The following is a 17177-nucleotide window of genomic DNA, read 5'->3' as shown; positions in this document are numbered from 1 at the left end:
TTATTTTGCCCCTCCTTCTGTAAAGATAATTGGTTTTTTCTTATGATGATCCGTTGTTGCTTCAAACGCTGCTGCGACTTGATAAATTGTTTCCTCATCATAGCGTTTACCAATCAATTGCATCCCAACAGGTAGACCTTCAACATAACCCGCCGGAATCGAAATTCCTGGTAATCCCGCGAGGTTGACTGGAATTGTTAAGATATCTGAAAGATACATTTGAACAGGATCTTTTGATTTTTCATCAAAGCCAAAAGCAACCGTTGGGGCTGTTGGGCCAAGAATCAAATCATAATCCGCAAATACTTTATTAAAGTCTTCGATAATCATTGTACGCACTTGACCAGCCTTTTTAAAGTGCTTATCGTAGGCACCTGCAGAAAGACTAAATGTACCTAGCATAATACGACGTTTGACCTCATCGCCAAAGCCTTCTGAACGTGATTTCACATAGACATCTTCAAGGTTTTCGATATCCTGTGCACGATAACCATAACGAATACCATCGAAGCGTTGGAGATTTGAGCTCGCTTCTGAAGAAGCGATGATGTAGTAAACAGCTACCCCATACTTGCTATGTGGCAAGCTCACTTCTTCAACAATAGCACCTAAAGATTCTAAGTGTTTCGCCGCCGCCATAATTTGCTCTTTGACTGCTGGATCAATACCTTCACCAAAGTATTCTTTAGGCAAAGCAATCTTCATTCCTTTAATATCTTGACCTATTTTTGAACCAAAATCTGGCACAGCTACTTCTGAACTTGTAGCATCTTTAGCATCACTACCTGAGATAACATTTAAAAGTTGTGCATTTTCTTCAACAGTAGCTGAAAAGGGACCAATTTGATCAAGTGAACTAGAAAAAGCAATTAAACCATAACGAGAAACACGTCCGTAAGTTGGTTTCAGACCCACAATACCACTGAACGAAGCTGGTTGACGAATCGAACCACCTGTATCGGATCCTAATGACAAGCGTACTTGTCCACTCGCAACAGCACTAGCTGAACCTGAAGATGATCCACCAGGTACTTTTGTTTGATCCCACGCATTGTATGTTGGCTTAACAGAAGAAGTTTCCCCTGAGCCCCCCATTGCGAATTCGTCCATATTGGCTTTACCAATAATAACCATGCCATTGTCATAAAGCTTTTCAACGACAGTCGCATCATAAGGTGGGATAAAACCAGAAAGAATTTTACTTGCTGCAGTTGTTTCAATATTTTTAGTAACAATATTGTCTTTAACTGCTAAGGGAATACCGTCTGTAAGTTTTGTTGCATAAATTCCACGCGCATCAATAGCAGCTGCTTGCGCTAATGCTTCTTCATCTAATACAGAAATAAAACTGCCCATTGCTGCTTCACGTGCATGCACATCATCCAATGTCGCCTGTGTCAAGTCAACAGCAGAGATTTCCTTTTTCACCAAGAGGTCATGCAACTCTTTAATTGTTTTATTATTCAATGACATTATGCATCTCCTCCATCAGCCAACATTGCGGGAACCTTAATAAAGCCATCTTGCTTCGTTGGTACATTACGCATTAATTCATCACGGTCATCACCCGGTACAGCAATATCTTCACGCATGCGGTTTAAGTTATCCGCAACACTCATCGTAAATTCTACATTTTCCGTATTGACTTCCCCTAACTGCTCCACCATTTCGATAATTTTATCGAGTTTATCCGTCACAGCATCAAGTTCATTTTTCTCAAATTTAAGCTTTGACAAAGTTGCCACATGCTCCACTTGTTCTTTTGTAATCTTGCTCATGTTATTTTCCCTAACTATTAAAGATTTTCATTCTCAATTATAGCAAAAATCTTTAAAAACTGATACAGCTAGGCTTTACTGCCTACTGCCTTTACCACAAGTAAAAAACCTCTCACTAAGAGAAGTTTTTTTATTACTTTTAAGGTTAGAAGTTACGACCTTCAAGCTTTGTAAATAAACCTTGGTTAAGAACTTTTAGGTAAGTCCCTTTCATTCCCAACGAACGGCTTTCAATAACACCAGCAGATTCAAGCTTACGTAGTGCATTAACGATTACTGAACGTGTAATTCCAATCTTGTCGGCAATGACTGAAGCAATAACATGTCCTTCTTCACCATCAAGTTCTTCAAGAATTGCTTTCACAGCCTTCATTTCTGAATACGAAAGTGTATTGACTGCCATGTTAGCCATCGTGTCTTTACGGATATTTTCTTCCATTTGTTCAAGCTTAAGATTTGAAAGTTGAACACCGATAACTGTTGTTGCAAGCTCTGCAAGCACAAGATCATCATCACTGAATTTTCCGTCTGTACGCCATAAGATGAAGGTTCCCAAGCGCATACCACTACCATAGATTGGTGCACATGTTGTCAAACCATTAGGATACTCACCTAAAAGTTCTGCAGGAAATACTGACAAAGGCTCGTTAATTGTGATATTTGCTAAAGTGTCGTAGATACGGATAGCCGCACGTGCATAATCTTCTGGCAATTGTTTTTGTACATGGAAAAGTTCATTAACACGATCGTTGTTAATTTCGTATGGCAGTGAATAGCCCAAAAGTTTCCCTTTTGTATCAATGATACAAGCATTACAGTCAATAACGTTGGCTAAACGCTCTGTCATGTTATCATAGGGTAACTCCTGCTTTAAATCAGTTACTCCATCTTGCAGAACTGATGTAATTTTGCGGGTTTTTTCTAGTAAAGTAGCCACGGTTTTCTCCTATTATATTATTTTCTAAATAAACTCTTAATGAATTATAACACAAAAAAATTCAAAAAACAACAGGAATAGTCAGAAAATTCGCTTTTTTCATTATAATAAAACAAGATATACAATTATGTATATCTTATTTCTTTTTATATACAGAAAATTGACTAACATTACCAACTTCCACTTTTTTGTAAGAATCTTTAAGTGTTTCTTTTACTGAATCTGAAAGATCCTGTCCACTTTGCACTACGACATACTTGTTGCCTGCATTAGCAAAGAGCAAATCAAAGTTCTGATGGAATCTCACTGGATAATGGCGAGGGAAGTCATCTATGCCACCCACACGCTGTGATCGCAAGTTAATGTTTTTATCCGATGCTATAGCCAGTACTTTATCCTCTTTTGTTGTATCGGCTTTCACAAACTGTGCAACTTGTTGTTCTTCTGAGAAAACTTGTTGATGCATCGTTTGGGTAACGATCGGAGCTCCTATCACAAAGAGCAGAGCTAAAATTGGCGCAAAAAGCTTGGCCTTCATATAATCTTGTAGGATATTCTGACGTTGATCCACCGCATCTTGTATAGTATCGCTGACGAATAATAAAAGTAACGGCAAGATGGCAAGCAAGTTTGAACTTTCGAATACTTGAGAAAAAACAACAAATCCTAACACAAGAATTGAACCCAATAAGAGTAAAAGTTGCCAGATAAATGTTTGACCCGAACTTTTAATATTACGTACGCCATGTACGAAATTGGCCGCAAGACCAAACACCAAAAGAAAAACGAGAGCTTTCAGAAGTGACATCCAGAAATTATCTGTAAAGCCTAATGTCGTAAGCGGAATGATAATGGATTGTTCGATGGATGTATACAGTACTTGAGCATTTAAGGAGTAAAAAGCAACAGTATAACCTACCAACAATAAACCAAATAAAATTGCTAAAAGTTGATAAATACCACGCCCAATTCTTTTATTCTGAATATTAAAGACAAGCAAAGCGAGACAAGAAAGAAGCCACAAAATGGTCATGATTGGTGATATGACAAACACAAAAGCTCCGCTCATACCAAAGAAGATAAAAGCTTCGTCACGTGCATCTTGACGTAGATAACGATCCAAGAACTGTAATGCCCATAATGCAAAAGGCAAGGCGATTAAGGTTGGCGCTGTACCACCTTGAGCCAATCCTGCAATCGAAACCAAGGTAAAACCTGTGGTAATTCGCGCTGCCAAACGGCTACGAGTACGTTGTGAAATTAAACGATAAACTTGCACACCGCTCATAAATAAAGCTAGCATTTGGAAAAGGTAAAGGAGCCAAGTTGTTTGACCAAAATGACCGAGCCAGTTGATCAGATAAAAGACAATTCCGCCAGCACCCCAAAAATCATTGTAAGGGACCAATCCTGCCTGCATTGCCATTCCCGAATAGAGGTATTGCGACTGTACACCTGTAGGTTGAAGATTGAAGATAGGGAAAGCATAGAAGCTTAGACTAAGCACCAAGGACACGAGCCCAATAAATAACCAGTCAGCTGGCATAAGCCGTGGTGATTTTTCTCGAGTTGGTACAAAACTCGCTTCTGATTTATGACGACGCGAATAAAACCCAGTCTCTTCCGCAGGAATTTCAAGGTCTTCATTGACCTCAAGCTCCTCGATTTCTTCTGATTGTTCTAATTGTTTTTTATGTTCATGCCTAAGTGAACGTGAACCATATCTTTTTTTCATTTAATTTTCCTTCAAAGAGTAATCACTAAATTATAACAAATTTCTTCGAAGTACTCAATTTTTGCTAAAAATTTTATGTAATAATTTATAATATTTCAATATTAATGCAATAAAAAAAGAGGCTTTGCCTCTTGATTTATCAATAAACTTCGTCGTCTTGATTTTCCATAAAGTTATTAAAAACTTCTTCAATCATATCCCATTCAGCATCTGAATCTTCAGCGATAGGTTGTAAATCACCTTCAGTGCCATCTTCATTTTGAGTAAATGAATAAGCTTGGATTTCAACTTCACCATTATCATCTTCTGCACCGTCAACAGGCATAACGAGGACGTAATTTTTACCAAATTCTTCTTGGCCATCAATAGTGATCAAGATTTCAAAAAGGCTTTCATTACCGTTATCATCAATCAGAGTGATAAAACGGTCTTCGTGGTCATGGTCATGTGTATGTTCTGACATAATACTTCCTACTTCTAAAATAATTTGTGCGCATCAAGATAATTTTGTAATATCAAGACAGCGGCGAGTTTATCAATTGATTTTTTACGGTCCTTGCGTCGGACGCCACCATCAATTAATACTTTTTCTGCTTGCATTGTCGTCAAGCGTTCATCTTGGTATTCTACAGCGACATCAAACGTTTCAGTAATTTTTTCACCATAGTTTCTTGAAGCCTCTGCACGAATACCTTCATCATTATTCATATGTTTGGGTAAACCGAGTACAATTTTTGAAGGTTTATATTCTGTTATTAGTTCTGCTAAGCGCTCAAAACCAAATTCACCAGCTTCACTGTCAATCTTTATTGTTTCAACAGGCTGAGCCGTCATTCCCAATAAATCACTCACAGCTACACCAACAGTTTTCGTACCGACATCCAAACCTAAAATTCTACTGTACATTAAAGCTGTACACCATGTGCTTTTAAGTATTCTTTAATCAGTTCTTCAACAATATCATCACGGTCAAAACGACGGATTTTGTTACGTGCATCGTCGTGACGTGGAATATAAGCTGGATCTCCTGACAAAACATAACCTACCATTTGGTTGATAGGATTGTAACCTTTAGCATCAAGTGCACGATAAACATTTACAAGTGTTTCGCCGATTTCTTTTTTACTTGAATCATCAAATTCAAAGCGGACTGTTTCATCTGTAAAACTCATAATATGTACCTCCTTTGGGGTAGGTTCAAGCAAACTGCTTAAAAATCCTTTTAATTAATTTTTTCTAATAATGCTCTTTAATTATACATCATTTCTGACACTAATTCAATCTATTTCGTCTAGTAGCTAGAATAAATGGCCCTCTAGACGACTCTACTAGACCCTTTTATCACTTAATGCTAAACTATAAATTTACCGGCTTAAGGGAGAATATTTCCAGCTGCCATATACAAGTCATACCACTCCTCACGGCTGAGAACCAGATCACTGGCATTTGTTACTTCCTCTATCCGTCGTTCCGTCATCGTACCAATTATTGTCTGCATACGCGCTGGATGGCGGTTAATCCATGCTATAGCTATCCCTGAAGGGGTAAGATTATATTTTTCAGCATATTCTTCAAGCTTTTTGTTTAATTCTGGGAATTTATCATTACCAACAAAAGGACCATCAAAATATCCATGTTGGAAAGGAGACCAAGCTTGAATCGTCATCTTATTTATACGGGAATACTCTAGTACTGAACCATCTTGCATATGACTGGCTTGATTAGGAATATTCACATTGAGACCTGCATCAACCATTTCAGTGTGCTTCAAGCCAAATTGAAGCTGATTAAAAAGTAACGGCTGCTTCACTGCTGTTTTAAGTAACTCCACTTGCATCGGATTTTGATTGGAAACTCCAAAATAGCGAACCTTTCCAGATTTCTCGAGCTCGTAGAAGGCCTCTGCGACCTCTTCTGGCTCCATTAGCGTATCGGGGCGGTGCAAGAGCATGGTGTCGAGATAATCCGTCTGTAGCCGTTGTAAAGAGCCTTCTACCGACTTGATAATATGTTCTTTTGAAAAATCAAAGGCAACCCCTGGGCGGATAGCGCATTTCGATTGGAGATAAATGTCTTCCCGTCGAATAGAGGTTTGCGCCAAAGCCTCGGCAAAAACCGTTTCACACTGTCCAGCACCATAAATATCCGCGTGATCAAAAAAGTTAATACCATTTTCATAAGCTGTTTCAATAACTTTGACAGGGTTCTTTCCTGGTTCTATGATACGCATACAGCCTAAGATAATTTGTGAAGCTTGCATATCGGCAATTTGAATTTTTTTCATTAACAAAAACTCCTCTTTTTTTACAATAAATTCATTATATCACAATAAAAGTAAACGCTTTACTTTTCCAAGAGTTATTTTTGTTCCTTTTTATGAATCATGTTTCCAAAAGAAAAAACCCACCCGAGGGTGAGAATCCTTTTTTACAATTAAACTGTAAGTGAAGCACGTCCTTTACGACGACGAGCTGCAAGTACACGACGTCCGTTTTTAGTTGCCATGCGTGCACGGAATCCGTGAGTAGTCTTACGAGGTTTTTTATGTGGTTGGTAAGTACGTTTCATTTGTTAAATCCCTGGGCTACTTCACTTGGGAAAGTAGCTCCACCGTTCTTGCGGTGTTCCTTTCTTTCATTTCTGTGCTTAAAGCATACTAAAATATTCTACACCAAATCATCGCAAATGTCAAATTTCTTTTGTAACGGTGATATAACGATTGTATTCATTACCTTCAGAATGGCTAGAAACACCTTCTTCTTTCGAAATAATTGTATGCACAATCTTGCGTTCATTCGACTGTAAATCATTAATATAGACAGTTTCACCAGAACGAGCACGTTCTGCTGCACGATGCGCCAAGCTGGTAATATATGCTTTACGCTTTTCATGATAATCGCCAACATTGACAGCAATATTTATACGGGTACTTAAAATACTGTTAGCATAAGCTTTAGCCAAGGTTTGTAAACTTTGCAAAATCTTCCCATGTTTACCAATGAGTAAAGCATCTTGATTCGAATTTAAGTTAAAAACAATCAGAGTTCCTTCTTTTGCTACATTTACAGTGATCGCAATACCCATTTCAGAGGTAATATTTGTTAAGTAAGTCGAAATTTTATCCGCAAACTCTGTTTCCTCAGCAGTTAATTCCATCGGTACAGCCTTAGCTTTTTCTTTTACTTTCTCAGGAACCTCAACTTCTGGAAGCGGATCTTTGCTTTGAGCAATGTCTGCTTTAACTTCTTCAATTATAACTTCACGTTCTTCTGGAGTTAATTCACCTTCTTGTTCTTTTTCAGCTGCACGTACAGCTTTAACAATTTGGCTTAACTCAAGAGTTGCTTCCATAGCAGACTGTGCTTTAGGCACACCAAGGTTGATATCTTCCACACCACGTTCTGCTAATCGATCCGCTTTACGAATGGTTTCTTCTTTGATTTCTTCTATATCTACGAGGGCTCGTTTTTTACCAAATCCTAAAAAACCACGTTTTTCTTTTTGTTTTACATGAATATGCACATTCTCACGCTTTACACCTAAACGATATAAGCCGCGTTCTATTGCTTCTTCAACTGTTCTCCCAGTAAAAATAGTCATGATTTAAAACTCCTATCTCCTGATTTACTTTTTATTTTTCAAAGCCTTCTTTAATGCCTTCTCACGTGCTTTTACTTTATCCTTTTCCGCTTGGGCTTTAGCTTCACGCGCTGCGATTATTTTGAAGGGATTGGCAATAAGCAAAGTTTGTAAGACTTGGAAACCATTTGATACTACCCAGTAAAGAGCAACACCGCTTGCGACATTGATCGCAAAAACAAAAATCATCACTGGCATAGCAAATGTCATCGTACTTGTCATTGCATTTTTCTCAGGGGCTGATTTCATTGTCAACCATGAGCTAGCAAATGTAAAGAGTGCTGCCAAAATTGGCAAGATAAATGTTGGATCTTTATCTCCGATATTAAACCAGAGGAAAGTTCCGTGCTTTAAGAAATCTACACGTGTCAAAGCTTGGTACAACGCCCATAATATTGGCATTTGCACTAAGAGTGGTAAACATCCTGCATAAGGATTTACCTTGTTTTTAGCGTAAAGTTCTTGTGTTTCTTCTTGAACTTTACGACGCGAATCCACGTCTTTACCTGGATATTGCGCTTGTATTTTTTTAATTTCAGGCTGAATTTCCTGCATTTTTTGGCTAGACTTGATTTGAATATTCATCAAAGGCAAAAGTGCCGCACGAATAATCAAGGTAAATAAAATAATACCAACAGCTGTCATACCACCAAATGACAAGAAACGGATAACCTGAGCAAATCCATAAACTATCTGTTCCCAAAAGTTTGTTGAATGTTGTGTGACCTCAGAACGTCCACAGGCAGCCAATAAGAGTAAAGAAGCACTTGCCATCGAAAGCAAAGTTATTTTCTTTTTCAATTCTTTTCTCCATCTTTATAAATTTTAGACAATTTCAATACATGCTTGAGATTTTTTCTTACTTCATCAAAACTGAGTTTTTCGACTCCTGGACGTGCAATAATCACAAAATCTTCGTCTTCTAAATGAGAAGAAAACTCTGCTACTGCATGTCTAATGAGTCGCTTCACACGATTCCGTGTGACCGCATTTCCAATCTTTTTACTTACTGAAATCCCTGTACGAAAATGCTGTTGCTCAGTATCGAGTTTATATACAACAAATTTCTTATTGGCAAAGCTATTTTTCGCTAAAAATATTTGTTCAAAGTCTTTCGAGCGTTTTACACGATAGGTCTTTTTTATAGCCAAGCCACTCTCTCCCATACTAAAAATTATCTCCATTATTTTAACACAAAGTAGAGGAAAAGTCACTTTTTTCCAAGAAAGCGCTTTTTTAGCTTTAATTTTTGTTGCATATCATTACTTATAAGCTCAAAACCATGTTAGAATAAAGGTAAATAAAAGATAGATGTAGCCAAGAGCCAATAAAGTGATCTTCATTTCGCTTCCCTAAACATAATGGCTCAAAGAATCAATCCCCTTTGATTCCCGACTACTCCTTTTCCTTCCCACACATTTGTTGGCTCTTGTGGGAAGGTTTTTTCATACGAAATCATATTTATTGGTATGAACGTTATGTCTCTTAGGTAATATTATTCCTATTTTCCTTAAAAAATTTGGTATAATAATGCGATGAAAAAACGTAAAAAGAAAATTTTCGCTTTATGGACAATTAGTATCATAAGCCTACTGCTGCTCGTTGATTTGGGGATTACTTATTATTTCTACTCCGTTGCCTATGTCCGCAATGATGCTCCCGTGGGCCAAGTTCAAGCATCAAGTAAAAATTATCCTCTTGTCACACAATTTGATAAGCTGAATAAAAAAACACTTACTATGGAAAATGGTGGCTTAAAGCTCAATGCTTGGTACATCCCAGCGGAACATAAGACAAATAAAACAGTTATTGTTGTCCACGGTTTTCGCCAAAATAAAGAAGCGATGCGCCAATATGGACAACTCTTCCATGATTTAGGCTATAATGTGCTTATGCCTGACAATCGTGCTGCTGGATCCTCAGAAGGTCAGCTCATTACTTATGGTTACTACGATAAAAAAGACGTGATCGCCTGGTCAAAAAAATTAACACAAGAAAACCCTGAAAGTCGTATTACTTTATTTGGACTTTCTATGGGAGCTGCAACTGTTATGATGGCATCAAGTGAGACAGAATTACCTAGCTCTGTCAACAGTATTATCGAAGATTGTGGCTATACTGATGTTTGGTCGGAAATTACCTATCAAGCCAAATCGACCTACAATATTCCGCCATTTCCCCTTGTCTATAGTTTATCCGCTATGAATAAAGTGCGCCAAGGTTGGTTTTTAAAAGAAGCAAGTGCGACACAAGCACTCTCTCAAAACAATCGCCCTATCCTCCTTATCCACGGCGATTCAGACACTTATGTGCCTACGTCAATGCTTAAGGAAAACTACCAAGCAGTCAAGACAGGAACACCAAAGGAAATGCTTTTGATTAAAGGTGCTGCACATGCCAAGGCCTTTGAGACAAATCCTCAACTTTACCGTCAATCTGTTGAAAAATTTCTGAAAAACTATAACGATTGATTATTTTACAGTGCTAAACACCCTATTACAGTTTATTCTTGCATTCCCCTTCCTAAAATGGTATTATATTAAAGTACCAATTCGCGGAAGTGGCGGAATTGGCAGACGCGCAGGATTAAGGATCCTGTGGCCTATCTTGGCTGTGCGGGTTCAAGTCCCGCCTTCCGCATATTATTTAAACGTCTAGTAATTAGACGTTTTTTTGTTTTCTCATCTGCTTCAAAATCATTCACAAAAATGGTATAATAATGACATCAAGAAACTATATATTTGCAATACTCAAGGCACTTAAGTCTTGAAACAAGGAGATAATAAACCACGATGATGAATATGCAAAACATGATGAAGCAAGCACAAAAATTGCAAAAACAAATGCAAGCTTCACAAGAAGAAATTGCCAACACTACTTTTTTTGGTAAAGCAGCACAAGATTTAGTAATCGCTGAATTTTCTGGTGATCGTAAATTAACAAACTTGACAATCAAGAGTGATGTGATTGACCCTGAAGATCCTGAAACATTGCAAGATTTGGTTGCAGATGCTGTAAATGATGCTCTCACTCAAATCGAAAAAACTACTGAACAAAAACTCGGTAAGTTCTCTAAAGGACTCCCCTTCTAATAAAATAGCCTCTGAAGGCTTTTTTATTTTATTCTTCTTATTAATTAGAATAATAAATTCGAAAATAAGGACTTTGATCATTCTTAAAATACAAAAAAAGCGCGAATTTCTTCGCGTTTTTCTTATTTTGTATATTCTTCAACGAGTGCGACAACTTCTTCCATTGTTGCACATTCAGTAAGAGCTTTGTTTGAAAGTTCTTCCATCTTAGTTGAGTCCAAACGTTTCATCAATGAACGTGTTTGGAGAACAGATGTTGCTGACATTGAGAATTCATCAAGTCCGATACCCATGAGAAGTGGAACAGCAGTTTGATCACCGGCCATTTCACCACACATACCAGCCCATTTGCCTTCTGCATGCGCAGCTTTAACAACATTGTTGATAAGGCGAAGGATAGATGGGTTGTAAGGTTGGTAAAGGTATGAAACTTGTTCATTCATACGGTCTGCAGCCATTGTGTATTGGATCAAATCGTTAGTACCAATTGAGAAGAAATCAACTTCCTTCGCAAATTGGTCAGCCAACATTGCTGCTGCTGGGATTTCGATCATGATACCTACTTCGATACCTTCAGCTACTGGAACACCTTCGGCGATCAATTTAGCTTTTTCTTCGTCGTAGATTTTCTTAGCAGCACGGAATTCTGTAACCAATGCAACCATTGGGAACATGATACGGAGTGTACCGTGAACTGATGCACGGAGAAGTGCACGAAGTTGTGTGCGGAACATTGCATCACCACTATTAGAAAGTGAGATACGTAAAGCACGCCAACCCAAGAATGGATTCATTTCTTCTGGCAAGTCGAAGTATGGCAATGTTTTGTCACCACCGATGTCCATTGTACGAACAACGACTGGTTTACCCTTCATGCCTTCAAGTACTGCTTTGTAAGCTTCGTATTGATCTTCTTCCGTTGGGAAGTCTTGAGCATCCATATAGAGGAACTCTGTACGGTAAAGACCAACAGCTTCCGCACCATTGTCGTTAACACCTTCAACATCTTTAGGCGTACCAATGTTTGCAGCTAACTCAAAGTGTTTACCATCAGCTGTTACTGTTTCAGCATCTTTAAGAGCAGCCCATTCAGCTTTTTGTGCCGCATACGCTTCACCAGCTGCATGGAATTCGCTTTGTTGCTCTGGAGTTGGATCAAGAACAACTTCACCTGTTAAACCTGATACAGCCATAAGTTGACCTTCAGAAACAAGTTCAGTGATATTGTTTGTACCCAATACAGCAGGAATTTCAAGCGTACGTGCCATGATTGCTGAGTGAGATGTACGTCCACCAATGTTTGTAACAAAGGCCTTAACGTACTTCTTATCAAGCTGTGCAGTATCTGATGGTGTCAAGTCTTCAGCAACAATGATCACTTCTTCGTTAATCAAAGCTGGGCTTGGCAATTTAACACCAAGAAGGTTTGCCATTACACGTTTTGTAACGTCTTTAATATCGGCAGCGCGCTCTTGCATGTAAGCATTGTCTTCCATACCTTCAAAGATAGCAATGAACATGTCAGTGATTTCTTTAAGGGCTGCTTCAGCATTAACTTTTTTAGATTCAATAGTAGCTTTGATTTGAGCGGTCATATCTGGGTCTGCAAGAACCATCATGTGTGCGTCAAATACGGCTGCGGCTTCTTCTCCGAGGCTATCTACTGCTTTATCTTTAATGATTTGAAGCTCGCTTTGAGCGGCAGCAAGAGCTGCATCAAGACGAGCTTCTTCATTTTCGATATTCTCAACAGTCACTGTCTCAAATGACAAATCAGGTTGAACAAGCAAGTATGCCTTCGCTACGGCTACACCTGATGATGCAGCGATACCTTTAAGCATAGATGTCATTATTCAGCAAGACCTTCCTTAACCATTGTTTCAGCGATTGTGCTCAATGCGTCATCAGCATCAGCACCTTCAGCAGTGATAGTTACATCAGCGCCTTGACCAACACCGAGTGACATAACACCCATGATTGATTTAAGGTTTACAGATTTACCTTTGTATTCAAGGTTAATTTCTGAAGTGAATTTAGAAGCTGTTTGAACGAGCAATGTAGCTGGACGTGCGTGGATACCAGTTTCTGCAACGATGTGGAATTCTTTAGATGCCATTTTTGGAATCTCCTTATTTCAATTTTTATTCGATAATGCCTTTTTGTTCAGCATATCTATACTTTAACATTATACTACAAAGTGAAAAGGTTTGCAATCATTTTTTCATTAAATTATCTTCATCATTTCGGCTTTTTTATTTATCCTCTGAAATTATTATATTTCCGCTTGATAAATCTCCTGAATCAAGGCCTCTGTTTTCTCCCAACCAAGACAAGCATCCGTGATTGATTTTCCAAACACTTCCGGTCGGTCTTGACGTCCATCTTCTAAATACGACTCAATCATAAAGCCTCGTACATAACGGCGTATTTTTTCATCCCAATCACGATTGACTAACGTTTGTCGTACAATTCGAATTTGCTCCATATATTTCTTCCCAGAGTTATCATGATTGGTATCCACAATGATAAAGGGATTCTTTAATCCCATTTTTTCGTAATTTGCAATGACTTCCTGCAAATTATCCGTATAGTAATTGGGAAGATTTTTGCCATGCTCGTCCTGCCCCCCACGTAAAATGGCATGTGCCAAAGGGTTCCCTGCAGTTTGAACTTCTGCACGGCCAAAGAGAAAGTCTTGCTCTTGCTGTGCTGCGTAAATGCCATTTAGCATGACTTTGATATTACCAGAAGTTGGATTTTTCATCCCCGTTGGCGCATCAATACCGGAAGCCACGAAGCGATGTTGCTGATCTTCCACTGAGCGGGCGCCAACTGCATAATAAGAAACTAAATCATCTACTAAAGGCAAGTTCTCTGGGTACAACATTTCATCAGCAGTGGTCAGTCCAGTTTGTGTAATAACTTTATAGTGAAGATCACGTACCATACGAATACCATTGATAAGATCAGTTTCACCTGCTGCATCTGGTTGATGAATGATTCCTTTATAACCTTCCCCGTTTGTTCGCGGTTTCGCTGTATAAACACGCATTACCATGAAAATCTTGTCTTTTACTTTTTCTTGGAGTTTAGCCAAACGATGTGCGTACTCCAGAACAGCTGCTTCATTGTCCGAGGAACAAGGACCAATAATTAATAAAAGCCGGGAATCCTCACCTTTGATAATTGCTTCTAATTCTCTGTCTCTTGCTTCTTTTCGCTGATGTTGTTCGCTATCAAGGTGGCCCAGCATTTTGACTGCATCAACATTTATCTCTGGGCTTATTATTTTGAAAGACATCTTTCTCCTTTCAATTTATTGATATCTTTTGTATTTATCAACTTAGAAAAATGAAACACCCTAAGTTAGGGTGTTTCGTCTATTTTATCACTTTTTTATCTAAGCTGTGTGAACGCGACCATGACAGTTCTTATATTTTTTACCTGAACCACATGGACACATGTCATTACGGCCAACTTTACTGAAATCAATACCTTCTGCAGAGGATTGTCCCACATTTGTCAAGTTTTCTTGTGAAGCCGTTACAGTTACACGCGGTGCTTGTTCTTGAACAGCGGTTTGCGGATGAATTTGAGCTTTCATCATCAAACGAGTTACTTCAAACTCAATAGCTCCAATCATGTTATTAAACATTTTGTGTGATTCTTCTTGATATTCAACAATCGGGTTGTTTTGTGCATAACCACGTAAGCCTACAGACTGACGCATTTGATCCAAATGATCGATATGCTCAGACCAATTGTTGTCTACTACACGAAGGATAACAGCACGTTGGAAGTCAATCTGACGCTCTTTATCGCCCAAGCGTTCCATTTGTGTTGCATAATGTTCTTTAACTTTTTCAAAAAGAAAATCTTTAATTTCTTGTGGGCTTTTACCACGAAGATCTTCAATGCTAAAGACATCCGCTGAAAGCATTGTATTTTCAACAGTTTCATAAAGATTGAGCAGATTTGCTTCTTCTTGAAGATCCCCTGTTGCTGCATGGCCATCAACTTGGCGATCGATTGTACGCTTAAACATACCATACAGAGCAGGTGTCATATCTTCAGTCGCCACAATCACTTCATGGCGTTGTGCATAAATAACTTCACGTTGTTCACGAATCACATCATCATATTGCAAGACTTGTTTACGTGAATCGTAGTTATTTCCTTCGACACGTTTCTGTGAACCTTCGATTTGTCGTGTGATTAAGCCAGATTTGATGACGGCATCATCACCACTGATACGCATACGATCAAGGAAGGCAGAAACGCGTTCGGAACCAAAACGTTTCATTAAATCATCTTCAAGTGAAAGATAAAATTGAGAGACACCAGCATCCCCTTGACGACCAGAACGTCCACGGAGCTGATTATCGATACGACGACTTTCATGACGTTCAGTACCGATTACCGCAAGACCTTGATATTCTGGATTTGGATGTTCTTTAACACCAGGGCCAAGCTTGATGTCTGTACCACGACCAGCCATATTGGTCGCAATGGTTACCGCTCCTTGTTGACCGGCATTCATAATGATTTGTGCTTCACGGAAGTGGTTTTTCGCATTCAAAACTTCATGCGGGATTTTAGCTTCGACCAATTTTTTCGAAATAATCTCAGAAGTTTCAACAGCCACAGTACCAATCAAAATAGGTTGCCCCTCAGCATGACGTTTCTTCACGTCATCCAAGACAGCATTTAGTTTTGCTTCAAGGGTTGGGTAAAGCAAGTCTGGATGGTCCACACGACGGATTGGGCGGTTCGTTGGAATCGGAATAATTTGAATATTATAGATTTCACGGAACTCTTCTTCTTCCGTTTTCGCTGTACCAGTCATCCCTGACAATTTTTTGTACATACGGAAGTAGTTTTGAATCGTAATTGAAGCCATGGTTTTAGATTCATCTTGAATCGGCACACCTTCTTTAGCTTCAATCGCTTGGTGTAAACCATCAGAATAACGACGCCCAGGCATTGTCCGACCTGTAAACTGGTCAATAATCAAGACTTCTTGTTGGTCATCAACCATGTAATCAATATCATGAAGCATGATATAGTTGGCACGGAGTGCATTGTCCACAAAGTGAGTCAAGGCAACATTTTCCATGTCATAAAGGTTTTCAATATCAAAGAAACGTTCTGCTTTATCTATCCCCTCATCTGTGAGTGAGATAGTTTTAGATTGTAAGTCAATCTTATAATCATCGCCCTCTTCATAATCTTCACGACCAACCAAAGTCTTAGCAAACTGATCTGCACGGTAATAAAGCGCAGAAGAGCCCTCTGCTTGACCTGAAATAATCAATGGTGTGCGCGCCTCATCAATCAAGATGGAGTCAACCTCATCGACAAGAGCATAGTTGAGCGGACGCTGTACCATATCTTCAAAACGAGTGACCATGTTGTCACGCAAGTAGTCGAAACCAAGCTCAGATGATGTCGAATAAGTGATATCACAGTTATATGCTTCACGTTTTTCTTCTGGTGACTTAGAGTTAAGGTTAAGTCCAACAGTCAAACCGAGCCAGTTGTATAATTCACCCATTTCGGTTGCATCACGTGTTGTCAAATACTCGTTGACTGTTACTACGTGTACACCTTTGCCAGAAATCGCATTTAAATAAACTGGCATGGTAGCTGTCAAAGTTTTACCTTCACCAGTACGCATCTCCGGAACGTCACCATTGTGGAGGACAATCCCCCCCATAATTTGCACGTGGAAAGGAAAAAGACCAAGGACACGTTTTGCTGCTTCACGGCAGACAGCAAAAACTTCATACAGCATATCGTCAAGACTCTCACCGGCAGCTGCACGTTCTCTAAATTCTTCTGTTTTGGCCTGCAGTTGCTCATCTGCAAGGGCAGCCATTTCTTCTTCGTATGATTCGACTTTTTGAGCCATTTTATGTAATCTTTTAAGCTCTTTTTTGTCGTTTTCTACTAATTTTTTAATAATATTTGCCATGTATTCTCCGTTTACTATCCAA

The 17177-nt window shown here is 38.9% G+C and carries 18 protein-coding genes and 1 tRNA gene; 3 read left to right on the top strand and 16 right to left on the bottom strand.

The window, feature by feature from the left end:
- The 12 genes from gatA to rnpA form a co-directional block, all read right to left on the bottom strand.
- Positions 1 to 1473, bottom strand: coding sequence for an Asp-tRNA(Asn)/Glu-tRNA(Gln) amidotransferase subunit GatA (gene gatA / locus J0J36_RS00380; protein WP_153924316.1), 1473 nt, complete (start codon positions 1471 to 1473; stop codon positions 1 to 3).
- Positions 1473 to 1778 carry an Asp-tRNA(Asn)/Glu-tRNA(Gln) amidotransferase subunit GatC gene (gatC, locus tag J0J36_RS00375; RefSeq protein WP_019291917.1) on the bottom strand — a complete coding sequence of 102 codons (306 nt, stop codon included), beginning with the start codon at positions 1776 to 1778 and terminating at the stop codon, positions 1473 to 1475. Before gatC ends, gatA begins: the two co-directional genes overlap by 1 nt.
- Positions 1779 to 1923: 145 nt before the next feature.
- Positions 1924 to 2715 carry a GTP-sensing pleiotropic transcriptional regulator CodY gene (gene codY, locus J0J36_RS00370; RefSeq protein ID WP_003133634.1) on the bottom strand — a complete coding sequence of 264 codons (792 nt, stop codon included), beginning with the start codon at positions 2713 to 2715 and terminating at the stop codon, positions 1924 to 1926.
- A 136-nt stretch (positions 2716 to 2851) separates the two neighbouring features.
- Positions 2852 to 4450, bottom strand: coding sequence for a glycosyltransferase (locus tag J0J36_RS00365; RefSeq protein WP_153924312.1), 1599 nt, complete (start codon positions 4448 to 4450; stop codon positions 2852 to 2854).
- A gap of 139 nt (positions 4451 to 4589) precedes the next feature.
- Complete coding sequence (locus J0J36_RS00360) at positions 4590 to 4913, bottom strand: DUF1292 domain-containing protein (RefSeq protein WP_003133632.1); 324 nt, start codon at positions 4911 to 4913, stop codon at positions 4590 to 4592.
- A 14-nt stretch (positions 4914 to 4927) separates the two neighbouring features.
- Positions 4928 to 5356: a Holliday junction resolvase RuvX gene (gene ruvX / locus J0J36_RS00355; RefSeq protein WP_003133630.1), complete on the bottom strand. Its 429-nt coding sequence runs from the start codon at positions 5354 to 5356 to the stop codon at positions 4928 to 4930.
- Positions 5356 to 5622 (bottom strand): IreB family regulatory phosphoprotein, encoded by a 267-nt coding sequence (locus J0J36_RS00350; RefSeq protein WP_003133629.1) that lies wholly within the window; start codon positions 5620 to 5622, stop codon positions 5356 to 5358. Before J0J36_RS00350 ends, ruvX begins: the two co-directional genes overlap by 1 nt.
- A gap of 200 nt (positions 5623 to 5822) precedes the next feature.
- On the bottom strand, positions 5823 to 6734 hold the full coding sequence (locus J0J36_RS00345) for an aldo/keto reductase family oxidoreductase (protein ID WP_019291919.1): 912 nt from the start codon (positions 6732 to 6734) through the stop codon (positions 5823 to 5825).
- Positions 6735 to 6883: 149 nt separating this feature from the next.
- Positions 6884 to 7018: a 50S ribosomal protein L34 gene (rpmH, locus tag J0J36_RS00340; RefSeq protein ID WP_003135255.1), complete on the bottom strand. Its 135-nt coding sequence runs from the start codon at positions 7016 to 7018 to the stop codon at positions 6884 to 6886.
- A 120-nt stretch (positions 7019 to 7138) separates the two neighbouring features.
- Positions 7139 to 8050, bottom strand: coding sequence for an RNA-binding cell elongation regulator Jag/EloR (gene jag, locus J0J36_RS00335; RefSeq protein ID WP_019291920.1), 912 nt, complete (start codon positions 8048 to 8050; stop codon positions 7139 to 7141).
- Positions 8051 to 8074: 24 nt separating this feature from the next.
- Positions 8075 to 8890: a YidC/Oxa1 family membrane protein insertase gene (locus J0J36_RS00330; RefSeq protein WP_003133626.1), complete on the bottom strand. Its 816-nt coding sequence runs from the start codon at positions 8888 to 8890 to the stop codon at positions 8075 to 8077.
- Positions 8887 to 9255: a ribonuclease P protein component gene (gene rnpA / locus J0J36_RS00325; RefSeq protein ID WP_019291921.1), complete on the bottom strand. Its 369-nt coding sequence runs from the start codon at positions 9253 to 9255 to the stop codon at positions 8887 to 8889. Before rnpA ends, J0J36_RS00330 begins: the two co-directional genes overlap by 4 nt.
- A 369-nt stretch (positions 9256 to 9624) precedes the next feature.
- Here rnpA and J0J36_RS00320 point away from each other — a divergent pair, with 369 nt between their 5' ends.
- The 3 genes from J0J36_RS00320 to J0J36_RS00310 all read left to right on the top strand — a co-directional run bounded on the left by J0J36_RS00320 (position 9625) and on the right by J0J36_RS00310 (position 11181).
- A complete protein-coding gene (locus tag J0J36_RS00320) occupies positions 9625 to 10560 on the top strand; it encodes an alpha/beta hydrolase (RefSeq protein WP_019291922.1) in 936 nt (311 codons plus the stop codon).
- An 83-nt stretch (positions 10561 to 10643) separates the two neighbouring features.
- Positions 10644 to 10729, top strand: a tRNA-Leu gene (locus J0J36_RS00315).
- Between the two features lie 152 nt (positions 10730 to 10881).
- Positions 10882 to 11181 carry a YbaB/EbfC family nucleoid-associated protein gene (locus tag J0J36_RS00310; protein WP_019291923.1) on the top strand — a complete coding sequence of 100 codons (300 nt, stop codon included), beginning with the start codon at positions 10882 to 10884 and terminating at the stop codon, positions 11179 to 11181.
- 122 nt (positions 11182 to 11303) lie between these two features.
- Here J0J36_RS00310 and ptsP read toward each other — a convergent pair whose 3' ends face one another.
- The 4 genes from ptsP to secA all read right to left on the bottom strand — a co-directional run bounded on the left by ptsP (position 11304) and on the right by secA (position 17155).
- Positions 11304 to 13031 carry a phosphoenolpyruvate--protein phosphotransferase gene (gene ptsP / locus J0J36_RS00305; RefSeq protein ID WP_019291924.1) on the bottom strand — a complete coding sequence of 576 codons (1728 nt, stop codon included), beginning with the start codon at positions 13029 to 13031 and terminating at the stop codon, positions 11304 to 11306.
- Positions 13031 to 13297 carry a phosphocarrier protein HPr gene (locus J0J36_RS00300; RefSeq protein WP_003133620.1) on the bottom strand — a complete coding sequence of 89 codons (267 nt, stop codon included), beginning with the start codon at positions 13295 to 13297 and terminating at the stop codon, positions 13031 to 13033. The genes ptsP and J0J36_RS00300 overlap by 1 nt, the downstream gene beginning before the upstream one ends.
- 156 nt (positions 13298 to 13453) lie before the next feature.
- Complete coding sequence (locus tag J0J36_RS00295) at positions 13454 to 14482, bottom strand: 3-deoxy-7-phosphoheptulonate synthase (protein ID WP_019291925.1); 1029 nt, start codon at positions 14480 to 14482, stop codon at positions 13454 to 13456.
- A gap of 99 nt (positions 14483 to 14581) precedes the next feature.
- The gene (gene secA / locus J0J36_RS00290; protein WP_019291926.1) at positions 14582 to 17155 is read right to left on the bottom strand and encodes a preprotein translocase subunit SecA; all 2574 of its coding nucleotides are present in this window, start codon (positions 17153 to 17155) and stop codon (positions 14582 to 14584) included.
- Positions 17156 to 17177: the final 22 nt, after the last annotated feature.

Origin of the sequence: Lactococcus sp. LG1074 (genome assembly GCF_017309525.1) — a bacterium.
Lineage (GTDB): Bacteria > Bacillota > Bacilli > Lactobacillales > Streptococcaceae > Lactococcus > Lactococcus petauri.
Note: the sequence above shows the minus strand (reverse complement) of the source record. Positions and strands in the feature narration are given on the sequence as shown.